Here is a 3,638-nt window from a genome sequence, read left to right as displayed (position 1 = left end):
GCGAACGAATGGTCGAACCGCCGCTACCTGGACATGTCCCGGCTCGATGACAACCTCGTGGAAGCGAACTGATCATCGCGCCATGGACGGCCATGATCCAAAGTGCGCAACTTTTCGGGCACTACCGAGAGTTTCATGAGTGAAGCAATCGCAAGCAAGGCGGAACGCCTCGCCGCTTACAACGCCAATATCGCAGCCGCGGAAAAGGATCCGTCGCTGTCCCCGGAAACCGGCAAGCCGCTGTCGAAGGTGAACACCATGCGCTTCGGCGCGGGCTTCCTGGCATTCGGCATCCTGTGGATGTCCGGTCTGGGCATCGTGTCGGCAGTGCTGCTGCCGATGCACTACAAGACCATCCAGGGTGCCGACCCTGATGCCCTCGTCGGCATCGTCAACGCGTTCACCGCGGTCGCGTCGCTGGTCGCCAACCTGATGTTCGGCAACTTCTCCGACCGTTCCCGCTCCCGCTTCGGCCGTAGAACCCCGTGGATCGTCTTCGGCGCCATCCTGGGCGGCGTCACCCTGTTCCTGACCGGCACCACGCATAACGCCGTGCTGCTCACCATCTTCTACTGCGCCTGCATGTTCGGCCTCAACTGCATGATCGCCCCGCTGGTCGCCATCCTGTCCGACCGCGTGCCCTCCGGCATCCGCGGCACCATGTCCGCCTTCTACGGTGCAGGCTCCACCATCGGCGCCCCGATCGGCACCATGATCGGCGCGTACTTCATCGAGAACCTCACCACCGGCTTCGCCGTGGCAGGCGTGCTCATGTTCCTCGGCGGCATCGTCGCGGTCATCATCATCCCGAAGGAACAGTCCGCCGACTTCCTGCCGAAGGACGAAGGCTCCGCCAAGGACATCCTCGCCTCCTTCCGCCCGCCGAAGTTCTCCGGCGCCCACGACTTCTACAAGGCGTTCGCAGGCCGCTTCTGCATGCTCATGAGCTACCAGATGATCAACGTCTACCAGCTCTACATCATCCAGAACTACATCGGCCAGTCCGTCAAGCAGTCCGCCGTCACCGTGTCCGTCGTCTCCATGATCATGATGGTCATGTCCCTCGTCGGCTCCTTCATCTCCGGTCCGGTCTCCGACATCATCGGCCGCCGTAAGGTGCCCGTCATCGTGGCCTCCGTGCTCTTCGCAGTCGGCATCGCCATGCCGTGGCTGATCCCGTCCACCCTGGGCATGTACCTGTTCGCCGGCATCGCAGGCCTCGGCTACGCCGTCTACTCCGCAGTCGACCAGGCCCTGCTCGTGGACGTGCTGCCGAGCAAGGAGGAAGCAGGCAAGGATCTGGGCATCCTCAACATGGCCACCACCCTCGGCCAGATGTGCGGCCCGGTCGTCATGTCCGCCATCGTGGTGAGCCTCGGCTACAACTTCGCGTTCCCGACCGCCATCGCCCTGGCCATCATCGGCTGCTTCTTCATCATGATCATCAAGAAGGTCAAGTGATCTTCGCCTCCGAACGGTCATGATGACCGCGCCCCGGGCCCGTTGTCTTCCCCTTCTCTCAATCGGGCCCGGGGCTTTCCATACCACAATCAATACATGCAGCCCGGCAATCCTGCTGGTAACCCTGCCGGCAATCCTGCCGGTAACCACAATACGCAATACAACATCCGAAGAATCAACGACGATACTAAGGAACCCCCAATGACCACCTGGATCGCGACAACGCAAGACGACAAGCTCGTCGACAAATCCTCCACCATCGAATACACCAACGCCACCACCGCGCCCGACTTCCAGCTCGACGGCAACGAATACCAGGCCCTGCGCGGCTTCGGCGGCTGCTTCAACGAACTCGGCTGGCTTCCGCTGCAAACCGTCAGCGCGGAAGAACGTGACCAGATCATCAAGGAGCTGTTCAGCCCCGACGAGATGAACTTCACCTTCAACCGCGCGCCGGTCGGCGCCAACGACTTCGCCGACCAGTGGTACAGCTACGACGAAACCGACGGCGACTACGAGATGGAGCACTTCTCCGTCGAACACGACGAAAAGACCCTGATCCCGTACATCCACCGTGCGCAGGAATGGCAGCCGAACATGCAGCTGTTCTCCAGCCCGTGGAGCCCGCCCACCTGGATGAAACGCCCGAAGGCCTACAACTACGGCCGACTCGTGCAGACCCCGGAGAACCTCAGGGCCTACGCCAAGTACTTCGTCAAATACATCCAGGCCTACGCCGAACACGGCATCACCGTGAACCAGCTGCACGTGCAGAACGAGGTGTTCGCCGACCAGAAGTTCCCGAGCGCCCTGTGGGATTCCGAAGCGCTCAAGGTGTTCATCCGTGACTACCTCGGACCGGCATTCGACGAGGCCGGGCTCGACACCGACATCTGGCTGGGTACCCTCAACGGCCCGGAGGACATGGTCTGGACCGGCGGCGGATACGGCATGAAGCTCAACAACTACAACCGCTTCGTCGACAACATCCTCTTCGACGACGGCGCGCGCAAGTACATCAAGGGCATCGCCTACCAGTGGGCCGGCCAGAACTGCATCGCCCGCACGCACGAATCATGGCCGGAGATCGAGCTGATCCAGTCGGAGTCCGAATGCGGCACCGGCGACAACAGCTGGGAGTACGCGGAGTACATCTTCCACCTGATCAACCACTACTTCCGCAACGGCGCCACCGCATACACCTACTGGAACATGATCCTCGACGACCAGGATTCCACGTGGGGCTGGTGGCAGAACTCCCTGTTCACCATCACCGCCGACAAGCACGAGGTGCGCCGCAATCCGGAATACTACGTGATGCGCCACTTCTCGCACTACGTCAAACCCGGCGCGAAGGTGCTCGGCACCACCGGCCACTTCAACTCGATGGCCATCGCCTTCCGCAATCCGGACGGCACGGTGGTGGTCGTGGCACAGAACGCCCTCGACGAGGAGCGCCCGTTCGAATTCGCCGACCCCGATGCCGCTAGCCGCGGCTTCAAGGCAACGCTTGCCCCGCGTTCGTTCAACACCTTCGTACTGGACTGAGCGGATTATGCCCGGGCTTGCCGCTCGCGGGTGCGTTTTGCGGGTGCGTTTTGCGTTTGCCGTTTGCGTTTGCGTTTGCGTTTGCGGTGCGGTACGGTGCGGTACGGTGCGGTGCAGGTGTGCCCGTGAAGGTGTTTGCGAGTGCGCCCGTGGGCTGCTCGTGAGCGTGTCCCTGGGTTGTCTGCCCGTGGGCGGTTGGATGTCCGTCGGATCGGATGTCCCCATTCGTGGGCGCAGATTATTCGTGGTCGACTGATCGGCGACTGTCTGCTTGCCTGTTCGGTTGGGTTGGCTTTTGTCTACTTGCCAACCCGACCGGACGGGTAGCCGATTGATCGATCAACTGGCCGATCGGCCAGTCGGCCTGAACGCATGTTCGGGCCATGTGAATCAACCGCAGGATCTTTCCTTTTTCTTCCTGCTGGTTGTGTGGAGGACCGGAGTCCCGCGTATGCGGCGGCTCCGGTCCTCGTTTTGTCTTTTGTCCTGGTTCTCGTTTTGTCTTTTGTCCTGGTCCTCGTTTTTTTCTGGAGCTCCAAGTCCCGCAGCGTTTCCCCATTTTCAGACAATTTTGCCTGGATTCTGTCCGATTTTGGGGATGAGAGTGGGGACGGGCGGAGGCGGGGAGG

General features: G+C 61.5%; 2 protein-coding genes. Both read left to right on the top strand.

What is annotated here, in order from left to right; genetic code table 11:
- Positions 1-135: 135 nt before the first annotated feature.
- Positions 136-1,461, top strand: a complete 1,326-nt coding sequence (locus G1C98_RS09230; protein ID WP_169080926.1) for an MFS transporter — start codon at positions 136-138, stop codon at positions 1,459-1,461.
- A 201-nt stretch (positions 1,462-1,662) separates the two neighbouring features.
- Entirely contained in the window at positions 1,663-3,009 is a 1,347-nt protein-coding gene (locus G1C98_RS09225; RefSeq protein ID WP_169080925.1) for a glycoside hydrolase family 30 protein, read from the top strand.
- Positions 3,010-3,638: the final 629 nt, after the last annotated feature.

It is taken from the genome of Bifidobacterium erythrocebi (assembly GCF_012932675.1).
GTDB lineage: Bacteria > Actinomycetota > Actinomycetes > Actinomycetales > Bifidobacteriaceae > Bifidobacterium > Bifidobacterium erythrocebi.
Note: the sequence above shows the minus strand (reverse complement) of the source record. Positions and strands in the feature narration are given on the sequence as shown.

Bases quoted from the DNA above. Each gene is read 5' to 3' on its own strand.
- G1C98_RS09230 (WP_169080926.1), top strand. From the start codon at position 136: ATGAGTGAAGCAATCGCAAGCAAGGCGGAACGCCTCGCCGCTTACAAC.
- G1C98_RS09225 (WP_169080925.1), top strand. From the start codon at position 1,663: ATGACCACCTGGATCGCGACAACGCAAGACGACAAGCTCGTCGACAAA.